11 protein-coding genes and 3 pseudogenes are annotated in these 15,803 nt (G+C 57.4%); 2 read left to right on the top strand and 12 right to left on the bottom strand.

The window, feature by feature from the left end:
• Positions 1–13: 13 nt before the first annotated feature.
• From SJQ66_RS13470 to SJQ66_RS13435, 8 genes and pseudogenes are all read right to left on the bottom strand, one after another.
• Positions 14–1,969: pseudogene (locus tag SJQ66_RS13470) on the bottom strand (efflux RND transporter permease subunit); the annotation flags it as partial.
• The gene (locus tag SJQ66_RS13465; protein WP_320534437.1) at positions 1,966–3,057 is read right to left on the bottom strand and encodes an efflux RND transporter periplasmic adaptor subunit; all 1,092 of its coding nucleotides are present in this window, start codon (positions 3,055–3,057) and stop codon (positions 1,966–1,968) included. The gene SJQ66_RS13465 and the pseudogene SJQ66_RS13470, both read right to left, overlap by 4 nt.
• Complete coding sequence (locus SJQ66_RS13460; protein WP_320534528.1) at positions 3,058–4,122, bottom strand: efflux RND transporter periplasmic adaptor subunit; 1,065 nt, start codon at positions 4,120–4,122, stop codon at positions 3,058–3,060.
• Positions 4,123–4,309: 187 nt separating this feature from the next.
• Entirely contained in the window at positions 4,310–4,753 is a 444-nt protein-coding gene (locus SJQ66_RS13455; protein ID WP_320533708.1) for a hypothetical protein, read from the bottom strand.
• A gap of 459 nt (positions 4,754–5,212) precedes the next feature.
• Entirely contained in the window at positions 5,213–8,299 is a 3,087-nt protein-coding gene (locus SJQ66_RS13450; RefSeq protein ID WP_320533707.1) for a Tn3 family transposase, read from the bottom strand.
• Positions 8,300–8,312: 13 nt separating this feature from the next.
• Positions 8,313–8,954 (bottom strand): DUF6904 family protein, encoded by a 642-nt coding sequence (locus tag SJQ66_RS13445; RefSeq protein WP_320533706.1) that lies wholly within the window; start codon positions 8,952–8,954, stop codon positions 8,313–8,315.
• Positions 8,955–8,971: 17 nt separating this feature from the next.
• Positions 8,972–9,868 (bottom strand): J domain-containing protein, encoded by an 897-nt coding sequence (locus tag SJQ66_RS13440; protein ID WP_320533705.1) that lies wholly within the window; start codon positions 9,866–9,868, stop codon positions 8,972–8,974.
• Positions 9,840–10,082 carry a hypothetical protein gene (locus SJQ66_RS13435; protein WP_320533704.1) on the bottom strand — a complete coding sequence of 81 codons (243 nt, stop codon included), beginning with the start codon at positions 10,080–10,082 and terminating at the stop codon, positions 9,840–9,842. Before SJQ66_RS13435 ends, SJQ66_RS13440 begins: the two co-directional genes overlap by 29 nt.
• Before the next feature lie 225 nt (positions 10,083–10,307).
• Here SJQ66_RS13435 and SJQ66_RS13430 point away from each other — a divergent pair, with 225 nt between their 5' ends.
• Positions 10,308–11,987, top strand: coding sequence for a site-specific integrase (locus tag SJQ66_RS13430; RefSeq protein WP_320533703.1), 1,680 nt, complete (start codon positions 10,308–10,310; stop codon positions 11,985–11,987).
• 161 nt (positions 11,988–12,148) lie between these two features.
• Here SJQ66_RS13430 and SJQ66_RS13425 read toward each other — a convergent pair.
• The 4 genes and pseudogenes from SJQ66_RS13425 to SJQ66_RS13410 form a co-directional block, all read right to left on the bottom strand.
• Positions 12,149–12,736: pseudogene (locus tag SJQ66_RS13425) on the bottom strand (IS66 family transposase zinc-finger binding domain-containing protein); the annotation flags it as partial.
• A 59-nt stretch (positions 12,737–12,795) separates the two neighbouring features.
• Positions 12,796–13,131, bottom strand: coding sequence for an IS66 family insertion sequence element accessory protein TnpB (tnpB, locus tag SJQ66_RS13420; RefSeq protein WP_176026082.1), 336 nt, complete (start codon positions 13,129–13,131; stop codon positions 12,796–12,798).
• Positions 13,128–13,511 (bottom strand): transposase, encoded by a 384-nt coding sequence (locus tag SJQ66_RS13415; RefSeq protein ID WP_320534436.1) that lies wholly within the window; start codon positions 13,509–13,511, stop codon positions 13,128–13,130. Before SJQ66_RS13415 ends, tnpB begins: the two co-directional genes overlap by 4 nt.
• Positions 13,512–13,566: 55 nt before the next feature.
• Positions 13,567–14,529 (bottom strand): IS3 family transposase, encoded by a 963-nt coding sequence (locus SJQ66_RS13410; protein ID WP_320534435.1) that lies wholly within the window; start codon positions 14,527–14,529, stop codon positions 13,567–13,569.
• Here SJQ66_RS13410 and SJQ66_RS13405 point away from each other — a divergent pair.
• Positions 14,435–15,801 (top strand): annotated as a pseudogene (locus tag SJQ66_RS13405) (IS3 family transposase). The gene SJQ66_RS13410 and the pseudogene SJQ66_RS13405 sit on opposite strands and share 95 nt — an antisense overlap.
• The last annotated feature ends 2 nt before the right edge of the window (positions 15,802–15,803 follow it).

The following is a 15,803-nucleotide window of genomic DNA, read 5'->3' as shown; positions in this document are numbered from 1 at the left end:
ATACGGGGCGATTCAATTTGACGTAGGCATCGGTGCCAGGAAAGGTGTGGGCTAAGTAGGTCCGGAACTTTATTTGCAAACGGTCCCGTGCTTTGATGTCTTTCGCCACAATCACCGTCTGGCCAAAAGACAACGACGAAGGCTGCACGTCAAACGATAAGATAAACCGCGGAGCGCCGGTACCGACATAGCTCGACCAGTGATCCACATCCGGGTTGTTTTGTAGCTCCTCCCGCTCAAACTGCGCCATTTGACGACCCGTTTCTTCGATCGAACTGTTTTGCGGCAGATTCCAGTCAACAATCAACTCGGGGCGGTCAGAACTCGGGAAAAACTGATGCTGAACCAGCGACATGCCTAGAACTGAAAGAATAAATGCCGCACATGCGCCTCCAATTGTCAGCCACCGATGAGCGAGGCACCAGTGCAACATGCGAGAAAAGGCCTTATCGGCGCGGCTTTTATGCTCCGCTTTTTTTTCGATCGTTTTTGGCAGCAGCGCCACGCCCAGAAGTGGCGCAATCAACACCGCCACGACCCATGAAACTATTAGCGATACGGCAATGACAACAAACAGCGTATAGAGGAATTCGCCCGCATTGCTGGCGTTGAATCCTACAGGAATAAAGCTGGCCACAGTGACCAGCGTTCCCGTCAACATCGGAAACGCCGTTGAGGTATATACATGCGTGGCCGCCTTTCTGAGGCTGTCGCCCACTTCTAGGCGGGCTACCATCATCTCCGTGGCGATCATCGCATCGTCGACTAACAGCCCTAATGAAATGATTAATGCGCCCAGCGAGATGCGTTGCAACGAAATACCTGCGTAATACATCACCAAGAAAGTAATGGCCAGCACCAGCGGAATCGAAATGGCGACCACCAGGCCGGCTCGGACACCCAGGCTGATGAAACTGATCGCCAGCACAATAACGACGGCCTCAAATAGTGCACGGGTAAATCCTGAGACCGCGTCATCCACAATAGCGGGCTGATCAGAAACTTTTGAAACAGACACGCCAGCAGGCAGTTCGTGCGCAATATTGCCCATCATCTGGTCCAGCGCGTGCCCAAACACTAACAAATTACTGCCCGACTTGATGCACACCGCCAGCGCAATCGCTGCTTTACCGTTGTAGCGAAACAGTGAAGTCGGCGGATCTACATATCCACGAGTAATATTGACTACATCGGTGAGAGGAAAAAACCGATTATTAATATGTAGGTTAATTTGCCGCAGACTTTGTTCAGAAGCAAATCCGCCATCAGCCCTCAGCGCGATCCGGTCCGAACCAGCTTCGATAAACCCGGATGCCGTAACGGCGTTCTGTGCCTGTAGCGCAGTAATAACCTCACTCCGGCTCACTCCCAGTTCCGCGGTTTTTCGGGGATTGAACTCAAGATAAATGACTTCATCCTGAGCTCCGAGAATATCAACTTTGCCGACATTGGGAATCGTCAGTACTTTCTTTTGTACTTCATTAACATAATCGCGCAACTGACGCATGCTAATACCGTCACTGGTAAAAGCATAGATATTGCCAAACACATCATCGAAGCGATCGTTTAGAAAAGGCCCCTGTATACCAGCGGGGAAATCGCTCTGAATATCCGCCATCATATTTCGAACCCGCTGCCAAACTGCGCGAACGTCCTTCGAGGGCGTTTCTTCCTTCAAATCGACGAAGATGATAGTTTGCCCTGCCGTTGTCTGGCTACGGGTATGGTCTAAGGTATCAATTTCCTGTAGCTTCTTCTCGATACGGTCTGTTATCTGCGTTGTCATTTCTTCCGCAGTCGCCCCTGGCCACTGGGCCTGTATGACCATAGTTTTGATCGTAAAGGCTGGGTCTTCTTCTCTTCCCAGTTTTTGATACGAAAAGAAACCAATCACTGCCGAAATAATGATGAAATACCAAACCAGAGAGCGATGCTCGAGCGCCCAGTCAGAAAGATTAAATTTGTTCACAGCGTAGACGTCCTCTCGATGCGGATTTTTTGCCCCGGTTTTAGACTGTTCACTCCGGCTGCAACAATTTGCTCACCTTCCCTGAGCCCGCCTAGTACACGAACCGAGCCTGCGTGGCTTAAATGCATTAGCTGGATGTTTCTCAAGTTGACGGTCAGGGAAGATGGGTCAATAACCCAAACAAAGTACGCCTGTTGACGTTCAAAGACAGCGGTCGCAGGAACGATCACAGCCTTGTCCGCATTTTTCGTTATCACGGGGGAAACGGTCACAACGGTACCTAAACGAAATGCCAGCGGGGCATCATTTATAGCGATCTTGACCCGGCGTAAGCGCGTTGTCGAATCCGCCGCAGGCGCAATTTCCCTCAATTGACCCGTCCATTTTATGGTGGAATCCATTTGCAACGAGACTTCGAACTTATGCCCGAGATCAACACCTTTTAACTCTGCTTCAGGCACATCAACCACGGCGTCCCGCGCCCCCAAGCCGGCAACCTGAAAGACGGTTTGACCTGCTGCGACAGTTTGTCCGGTTTCAACGGCTACTGAGGTGATCACGCCGTTAAAGCGCGATTTCAATTGCGCGTAGCTCAGCTGCTTACCGGCTTTACGGAGCATGGCCTGGGCCTCTTCCACCGCGGCCTGAGTCGCTGTCAAGTTCTGTTCGGCCTCCTCCAGTTCTTCAACGCTCGTAACCCGTGCGGCGGCAAGACTGCGTTGCCGTTTGGCACTATTAAGGGCATTTTGAAGCTTGGCTTGCGCATCCTGAAGGCTAGCCCTCGCGCTTTGTTCCGAAAACTCCAGCGAAAGAGGATCGATTTCGGCAAGCACCTCCCCGGCATTAACTACATCTCCCACTACCACATGACGTGACACGACCCGCCCCGGAGTCTGGAAGGAAAGTGGTGATGTAACGAGAGGTTGCACCGTGCCAGCGAGGCTCATGCCTCCGACCGACTCAGCGAGGACGGTCGCGGAAAGTACATAGCGCGATGTTGAGGGAACGGAAGTTTTATCGTCGCATCCCGTGACAGTTGCCAGCAACAAGGCCAGCGGACACAGAAAAAACCATGGATATCTGTTCATCTACTTTTGGTCCAGAGAAACGCGCTGACCTGCTATCAGAAACTTCCCGCCTTCGGTGACGACCCACGCCCCTGGCGTTAATCCCGACGTAACTACCAAGTCGTGGGAGCGGTAACGCGAAACCGTAATAGCCTGAAGAGAAACGACATCTTTTTCTTTATCTATGAGCCACACGGCGGGTCTACCCTGAATTGAGGTCAGCGCGCCGGGTGGCAGTAAAATGCCCTGAGCTTCATTTAGTGCAAAGTCGCCGACAACCGGTGCGCCGAGCGGCCACATTACTGTCGCGGGTAGCGTGGCTTTCACTCTAACGGTACCGCGTGTCTCATCGAGCAACGGCGCAACTTCCCGCACCTTGGCTGTTACGGTAGAAGAAGCCGTTGAAAGCAATCCCACATCAATGGTATCTCCCGGCTGCTCGGTGGCTAACAGAGCCTCTGGCACCTCAAACACGGCATCGCGTAAGCCGTCATGAGCGAGGGTGAACACGGTCTGGGCCGACGCAACGACTTGGCCAACTTCCAGCTGTCGCGAGACGATAATCCCATCCGCATCAGCTCTGAGTACCGTATAAGTCAGTGCATCGTTTGCCGTATTGAGTGCAGACTGCGCGCTAATCCACCCCGCCTGTGCGCTGCTGAAGTCTTGGCGCGCTTGATCCCATTCGGCCTGAGAAATTGCCCGGGACGCGAGTAACTTCTGATCACGACTGAAGGTTCTTTGCTTCAGCTTGAGTTTGGCGTCGGCAGCACGAAGTGACGCCTGCGCAACCTCCACGTCTGCACTTTTTTCAACGTCATCAAGTCGGGCCAGCACTTCGCCTTTATGCACCCGGCTCCCGACATCAACCAGCCGCTCAATCACCCGCCCTTCAATCCGGAAAGCAAGATCGGCCTGGAGTCTCGCAGCAACCTCGCCTGATATATGTGCCACGTTTTCATATCGAGTCAGCGTTACCTGTAGGGCACGTACTGGCTGTGGTGGTGCAGACCCCTGCTTCTGTCCGTCGCAACCTGTCAGTGCTATGCAGACCAGACTGGATACAACTATCGAAACCCTTTGCATGGGAACCCCGTCCTTGAAACAAAGGAAAATAAGCTCGATACTATAACTGACTAACCGGTCAGTCAATTATTTATTGCTCACTGCCAGGCCACCGACGTCCTCCCCGGCTAAAAGTGCCCAACGCCCATAAATGGAAAATCCCCCTGTACCTCCTGCCAGACAAGGCTTTCGGGAGGACGTATCGGGTTTACGGGCGCTGAACCTGGGTGCGAAGGTTTTCGATCCGCAGCGCCATGGGCTCAAAGATGGCGCGCATCGTTTCCCGGGAGACTTCCGGGACATCGGCCTGCAGCAACAGGGCAGGCAATTGCGCAAGCAAGGTGGTCCACTGCTGCCAGGTGTGCTCCAGCAGTTCGGCCTTCACCCAGAGATCGCGCTGCGGACGGGCATCGAGAATCGTCTGGAACTCGCGCTCGAGCGTCGCGCCGTCCGAGAGAAGGCGCAGGACGGTGGGCTTGATGGAATCAGGCAGCTCCTGTCCGGACTTTGTCCTGCCGGCATCCTTGAGCCATGCCTGCTCGAAGAGCTCGCCATAGCGGTACAGGCCTGGGTACGTCTGGCACAGCGACACGAGCAGTTCGTTGGAGGTGGTGTTCCAGAGCCGTTGCAGCTCGGGCGTATAGGCAGCCATATGCGCAAGCAGGCTGCGCCGCGGATGCCGTTTGCTTCAAGTTGACGCACGCGCTGGTCGATCGCGGCGGCGATCCGGTGCTCGTCGGCAAATCTTCGCTCCTTGCCGGGCACCTGAATCTGCCCCGTTGCAATACCTGAGGCAACCGTTTCAACGATTTTCGCATAGCGATAGAAGCCGGCAAACTCACGCGCCAGAAGATTGATGGCGGCGTTTTCCAGCTCCGTCATCAGGCGATGGAAGTCAGGCATATGGTCGACCATTGCCGCCATGATCTCCGCTTCGTCCAGCCCTGCGGCCTGGAAACGTTGCATCTGCGCGTCGATGCGCTCAGCGAGCTCCCGCTGTTGCGGTGTAATCGATGCAGCAGCCTCGTTTGCCCGGCGTTTTGCCTCACCCATGCGATTCTCCGTGATCGGTCCGCCGGACTTCCCGTGGGGCGAATGCTGCGCATGGCAGCTATACGTCCGGCCGTGTCTGCCCCGGCCGGGCAATCCTGCTCCACCACGCTGGATCGGCATAGAACGCGGCCAGCGCATCGATGTCGACGTTGGCACCGCCCGGCGTGAACTCGAATGCCCCGAACAGGTTGATGTGCTGCCAGGCGACGGGCGACATGCTGGCGATCAGCGCCATTGCGGCATCGTCGCTCGCGGCGCGCTTCTGCTCGTACACCCGCGAAAGCAATGCCGTGTTGTAGTGAATGATCGCATTGGCAATCAACCGCGAGCATTCATTCCAGATCTGCTGTTCAGCCTCTGTCTGCACGCGAAACCTGCCAGCGTTGACGAAGGCAATCGCACGGCGCAGGCGGTGATAGGCTTCGCCGCGGTTCAGGGCTTTCTGCACACTCTGGCGCAACCCGACATCATCGATGAATTCCAGAATGTAGAGCGTGCGGCACAGATTGTCGAGTTCCCACAGCGCCTTCTTTGTCTGGTTCTGGCGGGCATAATTGCTGAGCTTGCGTACGATGGTTGCCTGCGTCACATTCTTCTGCGCGAGCGAGGCCATGATGCGCTGGATGTTGGGCCACTCGCGGATAATCAGTTCGTCGTCGGACCTGCGCGACGGCCGGATCAGCCAGTCTTCATTGTAATGACCCGGCGGGTGACGGGCGACCAGGCGATCGATCTTTTTGTGCAGATTGCGATAGCGCGGCGCGAACTGGTAGCCGAACGTGAACAGCGTGAAGAAATTGACCTGATTCGTGCCATGCGTGTCGGTCGAGTGGCGATCGGGCTGGATGTCGGACGTGTTGTTGTAGAGCAGGTCGAATACGTAATGGGATTCGTGCTCGTGTGTGCCGATGATGGTCGCATTGGCCGGTACATGATTGGCGACCAGCGTGCTGGCGCTCACGCCCTTGTCCAGACCGAAGTACTTTGGCGAGTATCGGGCGTTGAACGTGTCGATCTGCGTTTCGAAACGCTGTCCATCGCTGCTCGAATGAATCTCGTCGCGGATGTCGAACAGCCGGAACGCCGGCAGGCTGGCCGTGGCGTTGCTGATCGCATCGTTGGCCCCATGCAGGGTTTCCGGGCGCAGGTAGTTCCTGGCGGCGGTGAGCAGGCTCGCGTAGCTCAGGCCCGAGACTTCGGCCATCCGGCGCAGCCCCATGTTCGTGCCCATGGCGACCACGCAGGCGAGTATTTCACGTGGATCGGCATCCTGGCGTGCGTTACGTTCGAGCACATGAGTGAATGCCTTCAGGAAATCCGTACGGCCCGCGACGAACCACAACAGATTGGCGATGCTCACGCCTGGCAACTGGCCGTAAAACGATCCGTTGACCGTTTCGTCGATTTCAGGGTAGAGCAGCGTCCACCGGCGCACGCCCTTGCGCTGGCCGATGTTGATGTGCGTGTTCTCGCCGCTGTCGATACGCTCGTTGACGCGTTTGAAGCTGGCGTCGATTGCATCGTGGAACATCGTCAGGGTCTGTTCGATGGGCGCGAGCAGAACCGGCGCGCCGATGTCCCTGAGCAGCGCGTCCTTCTGTTCCCAACGGACATCGCTGATCAGATCGTCCTCGAACCGGCGATACTCCGTGCTGTCCTCGCCGTACACGTCACCCGCTTCAAGCGCATTGCGCAGGAGCCGATAGACGAGGAATTCATAACGGTCGACATCGAGCTGTTTCTTCCGGCCCGGCTCCGATGTATAAAGATAACGCTGCAGGTTCTTCGGGATCAGCGCCACGGGAAACGTGGCCGGTTTCACCTGCCGCAGCGAGCGGCCATTGCGCAGCAGATCATGCAGGAATGCGATGGCCTCTAGGAGCGGCGCATCCTCGATGCGACCGGAGAACTCAAGTTCACAGAACAGGTGCCGCAGGTTGCGCTTGATTTTCGCTGACAGCGTTGCGTAGTGCGCCCACTCGAAGCCGGCGCGATCAAAGGCGACGTTGCGCAGATAGCCCGACACCGGCTCGAACTGCTCGCGCTCGAGTAGCGCAAAGGCCTGCTTTCGAACTTTCGAGAACGGCGTGCTATCCGCAATCGTCTCGTCGACGAACAGGCCCAGCACCTTGCCCGCGGCCTGAAGGCGCGAACCCGCATCAGACTGCGCCTTGAGCATGGCCTCCTGGGCTGCAGCGCGAGCCCACTTCTCGTACTGGCGAACAAGATGGATGAATGCATCGATCAGGTTGTCGTTGATCTGCCGGAACCGGTGAAACGCAAAGCACAGCAGATAAAGTCTCGCGACCCGCGCCGGCATGCGTCCGAGCTTGTAGACGGTGTAGTACCGGACGAGCGACGCGTAATACCGGCCACTCTCGGTTGAGATGCCGGCGAGCTCGAGAAAGCTTCGGGCAAATTCGTGCAGGCAGGCGAAGGACTGTCGGCGGGCCACTTCCTCGCGCAGTTCACGCCAGCTGAAATCCCGCGGTTCGCGCTTCAGAAGCGTGATCCGGTAGGCGGATTCGTCGGCCTGCAGCAGCGCGTCAATCTGGTGTGCGATGTCTGGCGTGAGCGCCTCATCCAGCAGTGCAGTGATGCGCTGGCGCTCGCTGGTCACGACCCGACCGGTCATGTCCTGCAGGATGGCGTAGGCCGGGGCGACGATGTGTTGCTGGCTCAGGTACTGCAACATCTCGCGCAGGAGGTAGACAGGTTGCGTCGAGCGCATGGCGATACGCTGTGCGCGACGTTCAAGGTCCTCGCGCGCTACGCTGTCGCACAGGCGATATCCGGACAGATCGAGAATGGTGTCCCTCAGGGCTCGCCGTGTGGGACGGGACGGCAGACTGATAGTAGCCGGATCTACCTCGGGAAAGTGCCGCCGCACGACATAGTCCAGATCCTCCCGCACCGCCTCCAGGCTGTAATCGAAGAACTGCCGCTTCGCCCGGAAGTACCCAAGCTGCAGCGTCAGGTGAACGGCAACAGGTGTCGTGCGGGAGTGGACCGCACGCGACTCCGGTTCGTCGAGTTCAAAATACGTCTGACGCTCCTCGCCGGTAAAGCGCGGCACGCCATAGAGATCGTCGATCTCCTGCCGGGTGAGGATCGACAGACGGTGCGAGCGCTCCGGTGCATGCATGGGCGGTTTCTGGTTACCAGTTCGGGTCAGGCCATTCAACGCCTTCCCATCGCTTTAGTTCGCGAGGTGATATCGATTCCGGGGTGTGCCGTCCGTTCGCAGGCGTGGAATAACGGTCGTACATAAAGTCGAAGCTCAGCAGCAGCGAAGCCAGGCGACCCGCCCGCTCGGCCTTCGACCAGGAACAGAACATGGCGCCCCGGCTGTCGAGTTTTTCGAAGATGTCCGCAGTGGGATCGATTCGTAGCCAGTGATCGACCATCGCTTGCCCCTGCGCACCAAAGTCTTCCCGCAATGCCGCCTCGATGACCGCTTCCAGCGAGTAGGTGATGGCCTGATGCCGCCTGGAATGGTCAAGGTATCCGAGTGAGACCCGAAGCATCCGATGCTGCACGAGGAGAACGGGCCAGAGAATCTCCACACCGTAGCGCACGCCCATTTCCTCGTAGCCTTCGGGCGGTTGCAGGATTTCCCGCTGCTGCTCATAAACCTTGCGCACATCATACGCGAGGCCTAGAAATGGCCCTTCTTCCTGCGGGATCAAGGGAGAGCGTTCATTGACGTCATGGACGACCTCGTGCAGCTCGATGAGCGAATGGTAGTCGCCGACGAGCAAAATGCCGGCATGATTTTTCAGCAACTGATAGTCAAGCACAGGCGTCTCCTTCCACATCAAAACGGTGCAAATTCGAACTCTGGCCTGGCGCGTACGAGCTTGCAGCGTTTCAGGTTCCTGACATCTTCGAACGCTGCAAGGTCCTGCTCGAGAGTCCAGATGTTGTTCTGGAATTCCCCGATCTCGCTGGCAAGATCACGCAGGACCGTATCGGGTGATATCGGGCCGAACGGATCCATCCCATACGCATCCCGGAAGGCCGATTCGACGTGAAGGATTTCCTGATCGAGTTCGCGCACCTGACCCCGCAGGATCGTGTTGTAGTGCTTCAGCCGCTCCTCACTCAGGCCGTTGAGCGCGTGCTGGTCAATGTGCTCGAGTTCAAGCTGCAGTTCCAGTAACTGCAGCAGATTGTTTTTCTGGTAGACCTCGTTCACACGCTGCATCAGACAGGTCTTGCGCTCCCGCTCCTGAGGGTCGGTTTCACGATCAGGATGCAACGCGCTGGCCAGTTTGCGGTAAACCTCGCGCAGGGACAGGTTGACCTGCGCCTGCTGCTCCTGTGCCCGCGCCTCGGCGGCCTGCTGTCTGGATGATTTTTTCCGTTTCGCACGCCGGGTATCGCGTTGCACATTCTCGCTTTCCCATTGCGCCTGGGCCTGCTGGAGATGGACCTGCGCACGCTGCAGCAGATCTTCCGGGGAATTCAGGTCTTCATCGTCTCCCAGGTCAACGCCGAACATCGTCTCGATCATGCTCTTCATCCCGTCGACCTCAGCGGCCACCTGACTGTCGTAGCTCTCTGGACTGTATCTGTCGTGGATGATCTTCATCTGCCCTTCGTCGTCTTCGCCGCCTATCAGCTCGCCCGCCAGATCGACAATCACGAGCGCCACCTTGCGGCGTTCAGCCTGGGTCAACTGGTCATGGGCCTGGTCGAGACGGCGCGCCATCCGGTGCCTGCAACTGTGCCGACGTTTTATCGAGGGGCAGAATTTCATCGACATATTGCTTCTGGAAGACTGGCGTCACCGTTTCCCAGTCGCGCAGGCGCTTGCGTCGTTTGCCTATCTGCCCGATCAGTGAGTTGAATGTCTTCCGGGCTTTTGACAGTGCTGACGGAGTGTGGTCGTGCGCAATGCTGATGGACCGCGATGTGCTGGTCATGAGGAGATTTTCGCTGAAGACAATGGAAGGCAATCGCTGCGCACATTTTACCCGACGGCACAGCGTCTGAATCGGTCCGTCGGTCACATGGAGGTGAGCGCTCTCGAATGTCTATCGCTAAGGCTTATTAGCGATAGACTTCTGTTTTATACTAAAACTTCCGTTTTGCAAAACGCGTCTCACCTGGCTGGCACACCATCGCGCTGTCGTATCTATAATCGAAAGATGCCGAACATAGACCCATCCTTCACATTTCCCGATACCCCGTCGTTATCCGTGCTGCGCGCGTGGTACGCTGGCATGGGTTCGCGTGAGGCTGTCGAGCGCTATCAACCTGAAGCGCTCGGGGACGGTACGTCAGCACGCGGCGTAATCGGCCGCATTCGCCGGCAGATCGTCGAATTTGCCCTCAGTCGGCATCGCGAGGATGTGGCCAGACTCTTCCAGTGTCCCGCGGATGAACGTGAGTCTTATCGCAAGGCGGCCAGCCGGGCGCTTGATATACTGCCATCGCTGCAGATCCCACAACCTCAGGTCTCTGACCAGGTCGACGTCTGGCTACCGGCACGGGTTGTAGCAGTCCTGCATCGGCACGGTATCCATACGCTCGCCGATCTGACCGTACGCATCCCCCGCCGGCGGCGCTGGTGGCTTCCGGTGGCCGGACTCGGCGAGCGCAGCGCACGCTGTATCGAAGCATTCTTTGCGGCTCATCCCGCGCTCACCGAGCGGGCGCGCGCACTGGTTGCCGTTACATCCCCCGAGGGTGTGGTGCCGTGGGAAAACATCCTCGTACCACGCGAAGTCGATGGTTCGCGCGGCCTTTTTCGTGCGCCGAAATCCATGTGCGCGCTCGAGGCCGATAACGACTGGCAGGCCATCAACGCGTGGCTCGAACGGCACGAAGCCCGTGACACGCAGCGCGCCTACCGCCGCGAGGCAGAACGGCTGCTGTTGTGGGGCATTGTCGAACGCGGCAAGGCGTTATCGTCACTGACCAGCGAGGATGCGGCGGCCTGGCGTGCCTTCCTGCGCCACCCCGCGCCCCGCGCTCGCTGGGTTGCACCCGCGCGGCCACGATCGTCGCCCGAATGGCGGCCGTTTACGGGGGCACTGTCGTCGGATTCCATCGCCTATGCGCTGTCGGTGCTCGGCGCCATGTTCCGCTGGCTGATCGAGCAACGTTATGTGCTGGCCAATCCGTTCGCGGGTCTCAAGGTGCGTGGTGCGCGCCGCAAGGGCAAACTGGACAGATCCCGGGCCTTTACGACTGGCGAATGGGAGCTGGTACGCACGATCGCCGACGGGCTCGAGTGGTCGTATGGCTGGGCAGTGCCGGCTGCACAGCGCCTGCGATTTCTGCTCGACTTCGGTTACGCGACCGGCCTGCGGGCCGCCGAACTGGTTGGTGTGACACTCGGCGGCATCGAGCATGGCGCACGCGGTGAGCGCTGGCTTCACCTCACGGGTAAGGGAGCGAAACCCGGCAAGGTGGTCCTGCCGTCACTCGCAAGCTTCGCGCTGGACCAGTATCTGGCACAACGCGGTTTGCCCGTCACGCCGTCCCGATGGGCACCTGATACGCCGATACTGGGTCACCTCGGCGAGCCGTGCGGCATCACCACGCCGCGCCTGAGGCAGATGCTGCGCCGGTTCTTTAGCGACGCGGCCGATGCCATCGAAGCCGACCATCCACCTCTCGCAGACAAACTGCGACAGGCCACGCCGCACTGGATGAGACACTCGCACGCGACACACGCACTGGCCGGTGGGGCAACGCTCACGACCGTGCGCGATAACCTGCGGCACGCATCGATTTCCACGACCTCGGTCTATCTCGACGACGACGAGGTGCGGCGCACGCAACAGATCGAGCATGTCTTCACGCGACGCTCGCCCGCGTAACGACTCGCCCGCCCTCCCCAAAGCCTCATCTGACAAGGGTTACGGATGGATTTTCCATTTATGGGCGTTGGGCACTTTTAGCCCTGCTCCTGCAAACCGACTCCGAGGGGCCAACCCTCATCTTCAATAAAGCACCACAGTTCTCCTTCCTGCTATGGAGGCTGTGTTCGTAACACACGATGATCGCTGTATTTCGCGACCAATACGTGGGCCAACAGCCCCGCGGTAGGAATGCCTTTATCGATGACGTGCGCGTCGACGGGGGCTTGGATCAGCGTCTCGCACTTCGCACACGCCCACTTGCCCCGGATGTGTCGCTCGACCGTGAACACGCCCGGCGTATAGTCCAGCTTCTCGCTGACATCCTCGCCAATGCGTTTGAGTTGGCAGCCGCACTGGCACAGCGTTGACTCGGGTTCGTGGTGTAAAACGACGCGCGGCAATGCTGCTGGGAGCGCCGCGCGGCGCGGCTTGTTCGCCTCGGTCTCGCGCGGCGGCTGCCCGGACATGTGCGCGAGTTCGTGTTCGACGGCAATCAGGTCGGCATCGATTGCCTCGTCCAGCAAGCTACGCTGCTCGGGCGGCAACTTCTCGCTCTTGGCGGCGAACTGCAAACGCCGCAGTACCGCGATCTCGTGGGTGAGCTTCGCGTTGACGGCCTCTTTGTGACGCACATCCGATATCAACTGCACGGCCAGTGCACGCAGTTCTTCTGCGCTCATGGACTGGAGTTGTGTCGGATCGATCATAGGCGCTATTGTGCCAGGGCAAGAGGACCTCGCCTATTGGCGCACGTGCCGATTGTCCTTCAGGTGACACGCACGACCGCGTCTTCTCCCAGGCGTTGCCAAGGTAGGCCGAGTACCAGTGCTGCGAGTTGTTCCGAGGACAGTGGCAATGGTTGCCCGACGCCACGTTGCGGCCAGACGAAGCGGCCCGTGTTCAAACGCCTGGCTGCCAGCCACACGCCAAATCCATCATGCACAAGCACCTTGATCCGATTGGCTCGGCCATTGGCAAACACATAGGCATGGTGCGGGTGTGCGGCGCCGAAGACCTTGACCACACGTGCCAGTGCGGTCTCGGTGCCGGCACGCATGTCCATGGGCTCGATGGCGAGCCAGATGGCGTCGATACGGATCACAGTAAAATCTCCCGCACCCAGGCGGCGCTGTCGTCCAGGCGGCCAGCAGGCCAATCAATGGCAATCGTGATGCCGTTGCGCTGAACTTCGATGCGCACCGGCACCGAGGGGCTCTCGGGCGCAGGTGACGTTACTGCCATTGGCAACGGGATGAAGGCCGGCACCGTATCAATGTGCTGCGTTGCCTTCTTCGGTGCGGGTGTCTGCCCAGATTCTTTGATCCAACGACGCAGTACATTGGGATTCATGCCATGCGAGATCGCAAGGGCGGAGCACGACATGCCGAGTTGCTGACTTTGAGCGACCAAGTCGGCGCGAAATTCAGGGGAATAGGTACGATGGGTTCGTCCTTTACGGGACTGCTCTTTATTAGGGTACAAGTGTCCGCATCCATGTGAACTGACCCCCGAAAGTTGGACAGTGGCACCTCTATGGCTAAAGCAAGCCCGTTCGATATTCTACCGGGCTCATGCCCCCTAGCTTCAATTTGATACGGTCATTGTTGTAGTACCGAATATATTCGTCGATTCCTTGCTGCAGTTCGTCAACATCTTGAAACGAGTTCAGATGATAGAACTCCGCTTTCAGTGTTCCGAAGAAGCTCTCCATTGCCGCATTATCAAGGCAATTCCCGCGTCGCGACATGCTCTGCGTGATCGAATGCTGCTTGAGGCTGCGACGATAGATCGGCATACGATATTGCCAGCCCTGATCCGAGTGCAATATCGGACGGTCGCGTCGCTTGAGTCGCGGCCAAGCCTGTTCCAGCATCGCTTCCACCATGTTAAACAACGGGCGACGAGCGACCTTGTAGGACACTATTTCGCCGTTGTATAGGTCAAGTATCGGGGACAGATAAAGCTTCTGATCTCCTACTTTGAACTCGGTTACATCGGTGACCCATTTTTCGTTCGGCCGCTTCGCTTTGAAATCTCGTTTTAAAATGTCTGGTGCGACTTCGCCAATCTCGCCCATGTAGGCGCGATACTTTTTGATCCGGACCAGCGATCTCAATTTCAATTCGCCCATGAGACGCTGAACCGTCTTATGATTAATAATCGATCCCTCTCGCCGGATTGCCGCTGTGATACGGCGGTAACCGTAACGTCCTTTATGCCGCGCGAACACGGCTTGGATCTTCGCTTTGATATCTGCGTGTCGGTCCTTTACCTGTGCTATCTGCGTTCGATAGTAAAAGGTGCTTCGTGCAAGGCGGGCGAACTTAAGCAGGCCAGATAGAGGGTAATGAATCGCCCCGGCTATGAACTGACCCCCGAAAGTTGGACGCCAATCTCGGGGTGTGATGAGGACGTTCGATTTAGATTTTAAAATGAAGGTTGTCCGGGCGTACCTTGCTAGGAAAGGCGGATACAAGCTGCTCGGAAAGCGTTTTGGCATTTCAGAGAGCATGGTGCGACGATGGGTGGGTGCGTATGAGCATCACGGACGAGCTGGTCTGGTGCGGTAACGCGGCATCTACACGCCAGAACTCAAGCTTGAGGTGCTGCATCGTGCCGCCGCCGAAAATCTCTCCTATCTGGAACTGGCATCTATTTACAATATTGCAAATCCGAATAGCATCACAACGTGGCATCAACAACAAGCGCAGGGAAAACTCGGTTCTGTAACAAATGCGATACCCCCCAGGTTTCAGGACGTTCTCGTGCCATCAAAAAAGCCAGCCCCAAGTCAGTCCCCCGGAGCCACGGTGCCTGACGACACCGCGTACCTGCTTAGTGAGAACGAGCGTCTGCGCGCGGAGGTGGCGTACCTAAAAAAATTCAATGCCTTGGTTCTTGCGAAGAAATTGGCGCAGCAGAAAAAGCCAAGATAGTGCATGAATTAAGGCATGAGTTTTGTTTGGCACCGCTGCTCAGGGCTGCGGAATTGGCTCGCAGCACGTTTTACTATCAACTTAATGTGGCGAAGTCGCCTGACCGGAATCATGACCTTAAGGAAAAGATTCAATCGGTCTATTCCGCGCATCGCGGCCTGTATGGTTATCGGCGCGTTACTCTGGCTATCCGCAATGATGGCGAGGCCGTTAATCATAAGAAAGTGCAGCGGCTTATGAACGAGCTGGCAATGAAGTCAAGGATACGGAAGAAGAGATATCGGTCGTATAAAGGCGAATACGGCAAAGCTGCACCAAACGTTCTCAATCGCGACTTCACAGCGACACGACCCAATGAGAAATGGGTCACGGACGTGACCGAGTTCAGCGTTGGGGGTAAAAAGTTGTACCTCTCCCCAGTCCTGGACCTCTACAATGGTGAGATTGTGGCCTATGAGTCGAGCATTCGGCCGGACTTCTCAATGGTCATGGAGATGCTTAAAAAGACAGTGAAAGCACGCGGGAAGACGGCCAAGCCACTTCTGCATTCGGACCAGGGGTGGCATTATCGAATGCCCCTGTACCAAGCTGAGTTGGCACGGCGGGGTATCACGCAAAGCATGTCGCGAAAAGGAAATTGCTTCGACAATGCGGTAATGGAAAGTTTCTTCGGCACGTTAAAGGCGGAGTACTTCCATCTGAACGAGTTCGCAGACATCAATGCGTTACGCGCGGGTTTGAAAGAGTATATTGACTATTACAACCGGCAACGCATCAAGTCCAAGCTGGGTGGATTAAGTCCTGTTGGCTATCGGATGCGGGCGGGAGCCTGCTGACT

Origin of the sequence: Robbsia andropogonis (assembly GCF_034047095.1) — a bacterium.
Taxonomy (GTDB): domain Bacteria; phylum Pseudomonadota; class Gammaproteobacteria; order Burkholderiales; family Burkholderiaceae; genus Robbsia; species Robbsia andropogonis.
The sequence above is the reverse complement of the archived record's forward strand: the minus strand, read 5'-3'. Positions and strand labels throughout refer to the sequence as shown.